Annotated in this window: 5 protein-coding genes; 4 read left to right on the forward strand and 1 reads right to left on the reverse strand. The window is 61.4% G+C overall.

Features of this window, described 5'->3' with window-relative positions; translation table 11 throughout:
* The coding region (gene mtgA, locus OC610_RS24335; protein WP_264431501.1) for a monofunctional biosynthetic peptidoglycan transglycosylase at nucleotides 1-649 on the reverse strand (649 nt) is incomplete at its 3' end.
* Nucleotides 650-722: 73 nt separating this feature from the next.
* On the opposite strand from mtgA, the gene OC610_RS24340 reads away from it, so the two are divergent.
* The 4 genes from OC610_RS24340 (at nucleotide 723) to trmB (ending at nucleotide 2,984) form a co-directional block, all read left to right on the forward strand.
* Nucleotides 723-1,103, forward strand: coding sequence for a DUF423 domain-containing protein (locus tag OC610_RS24340; protein ID WP_264431503.1), 381 nt, complete (start codon nucleotides 723-725; stop codon nucleotides 1,101-1,103).
* 84 nt (nucleotides 1,104-1,187) lie between these two features.
* On the forward strand, nucleotides 1,188-1,388 hold the full coding sequence (gene thiS, locus OC610_RS24345; protein ID WP_018609493.1) for a sulfur carrier protein ThiS: 201 nt from the start codon (nucleotides 1,188-1,190) through the stop codon (nucleotides 1,386-1,388).
* Nucleotides 1,389-1,454: 66 nt separating this feature from the next.
* Nucleotides 1,455-2,249, forward strand: coding sequence for a thiazole synthase (locus OC610_RS24350; RefSeq protein WP_024618824.1), 795 nt, complete (start codon nucleotides 1,455-1,457; stop codon nucleotides 2,247-2,249).
* Nucleotides 2,250-2,258: 9 nt separating this feature from the next.
* On the forward strand, nucleotides 2,259-2,984 hold the full coding sequence (trmB, locus tag OC610_RS24355) for a tRNA (guanosine(46)-N7)-methyltransferase TrmB (RefSeq protein WP_264431504.1): 726 nt from the start codon (nucleotides 2,259-2,261) through the stop codon (nucleotides 2,982-2,984).
* Nucleotides 2,985-3,040 lie beyond the last annotated feature (56 nt).

The following is a 3,040-nucleotide window of genomic DNA, read 5'->3' on the forward strand; positions in this document are numbered from 1 at the left end:
GCTGACGAATCCAGCCCGCCCGCCGTAGCACATAAGGGCTCGGTCGGCTGGCGCTCCATTTGCGCGGGTTGGGCAGCACCGCTGCCAACAAGCTGGCCTGTTGCCGGGACAAGGCATCGGCACTTACGCGAAAGTGGTGCCGCGCCGCTGCTTGCGCGCCGAACACCCCGTCGTCCCACTCGACACTGTTGAGATAGACCTCAAGGATCCGCTGCTTTGGCCAGAACACTTCAATCAGCGCGGTAAACCAGGCTTCCAGCCCCTTGCGCAGCCAACTGCGACCGGACCACAGGAACAGGTTCTTCGACACTTGCTGGCTAAGGGTACTGGCGCCGCGAATTGAACCGCCGCGTCCGTTATGAGCAAACGCCGCCTGGATTGCGCTGATGTCGAAGCCCCAGTGTTCGGGAAACTTCTGGTCTTCGCCAGCAATCACCGCCACCTTGAGGTTGTCGGAAATCTGGTCCCAGGGTTGCCAGTCACGCTGCAGGTCGATCGGCTCGCCACCGAACCAGGATTCAACCTTGCGCTCGATCATCAGCGCGGTGAACGGCGGCGGCACCACGCGAAACAGCAGTACCAGCACAACACTGCCGACGGCGAACCAGAGCAGGGCTTTAACGAATCGTCGAAACAATGTACGCAGCATAGAGATGGCTTGGCCGAACCCGTCGAGCGGGCCATTATACAGACCCTGTCCACCGAGTCTGATCGGAGTTCCCATGTTGCGTAGCTTTCTGATGCTGGCGGCTTTTTTCGGCTTCACCGGCGTGGCCTTGGGTGCGTTTGCCGCTCATGGTCTGAAAAACCGCCTGAGCGCTGACTACCTGGCGATTTTCCACACCGGCGTCACCTATCAACTGGTGCATACCCTGGCGCTGTTCGGCGTTGCATTGCTGGCTACGCACATTCCAGGTCGTATCGTCACATGGGCCGGGATTTCGTTTGTGATCGGCATCCTGCTGTTCTCCGGCAGCCTTTATTTGCTGACCCTCACCGGCATCAGCAAGCTGGGCATCATCACGCCCCTGGGCGGCGTGGCCTTTCTGATCGGCTGGTTGTGCCTGGGCATCGCGGCCTGGCGCCTGCAACTTGCCGCGTGAAGCTTGAAGCTGACCAAGGGACTTGGGTCACCCAGACTGATCGGGCTAGAATGCCAGCCCCTAAAAATGATGGCGGCATCCGGCATGCGCATTCAATTGAACGGCGAACCCCTTGACCTGCCCGACGGTGAAACCGTTGCGGCCCTGCTGACCCGTCTGGAACTCACCGGACGTCGCGTCGCGGTGGAACTCAATCTGGATATCGTCCCGCGCAGCCAGCACGCCGAAACCACGTTGAACGACGGTGATTCGGTCGAAGTGGTCCATGCCATCGGCGGCGGCTAATCCAAATACACAGCATGTTGGCCGATAAGCATTTCGCAAGAACCTCACCCCTACAGAGGATTTCCCATGAGCATCGTTCGTAGCGACAAGCCCTTCGTCCTGGCCGGTCGTACCTACCAGTCGCGCTTGCTGGTAGGCACCGGCAAATACCGCGACATGGAAGAGACCCGCCTGGCCATCGAAGCCTCGGGCGCCGAGATCGTGACCGTCGCCGTGCGCCGGACCAACATCGGCCAGAACCCGGGCGAACCGAACCTGCTGGATATCCTGCCGCCGGATCGCTACACCATCCTGCCGAACACCGCCGGTTGCTTCGACGCCATCGAGGCCGTGCGCACCTGCCGCCTGGCCCGTGAGCTGCTCGATGGTCATAACCTGGTGAAGCTGGAAGTGCTGGCGGACCAGAAAACCCTGTTCCCTAACGTGATCGAAACCCTCAAGGCTGCGCAGACGCTGGTCAAGGAAGGTTTCGACGTGATGGTCTACACCAGCGATGACCCGATCATCGCCCGTCAACTGGCGGAAATCGGCTGCATCGCGGTCATGCCGCTGGCCGGCCTGATTGGCACCGGCCTGGGGATCTGCAACCCATACAACCTGCAGATCATCCTGGAAGAAGCCAAGATCCCGGTGCTGGTGGATGCCGGTGTCGGTACCGCCTCCGACGCCACCATCGCCATGGAGCTGGGCTGCGAAGCGGTGCTGATGAACTCGGCCATCGCCCATGCCCAGCAACCGATCCTGATGGCCGAAGCCATGAAGCACGCCATCGTTGCCGGTCGCCTGGCCTACCTGGCCGGCCGCATGCCGAAAAAACTCTACGCCAGCGCATCCTCGCCGCTGGATGGTCTGATCAAGTAAGAGCCATTGATGACTGAATCGAACGACACGCCTGTCCTGCCGGAAGAAGGCGAAGAGCGCCAGCACCGCCGCATCAAGAGTTTCGTGATGCGCGCCGGGCGCATGACTGAAGGCCAGCAACGCGGCCTGGAGCAAGGCGCCCCGCTTTACATCCTGCCCTTGGCCGATGCGCCGGTGGATTTTGACCAGGTCTTCGGCCGCTCGGCACCGCGCTCGCTGGAAATCGGCTTTGGCATGGGCCATTCGTTACTGGAGATGGCTGCCGCTTCGCCGGAGCAGGATTTCATTGGCGTGGAAGTACACCGCCCGGGCGTCGGCGCGCTGCTCAACGGTGTGCTGACCCAGGGCCTGACCAACCTGCGAGTCTACGATTGCGATGCCATCGAAGTGCTCAACCGTTGCGTGGCCGACAACAGCCTCGACCGGCTGATGCTGTTCTTCCCGGATCCGTGGCACAAGAGTCGTCACCACAAGCGCCGGATCGTCCAGGCGTCGTTCGCTGAGCTGGTGCGCAGCAAATTGAAGGTCGGCGGTGTGTTGCACATGGCCACCGACTGGGAACCGTACGCCGAATACATGCTGGAAGTGATGAACGTCGCCCCGGGTTATCGCAACCTGGCGGAAGACGGCAAGTGCGTACCGCGCCCGGCCGAGCGGCCGATCACCAAGTTCGAACGCCGTGGCGAACGGCTTGGGCATGGGGTTTGGGATTTGAAGTTCGAGAAGTTGGCGTAAACACCAGAAGACCCATGGTGAAATGAGACCCCCTGTGGGAGCGAGCTTGCTCGCGA

Source organism: Pseudomonas agronomica (assembly GCF_025917275.1).
GTDB classification, from domain to species: domain Bacteria; phylum Pseudomonadota; class Gammaproteobacteria; order Pseudomonadales; family Pseudomonadaceae; genus Aquipseudomonas; species Aquipseudomonas agronomica.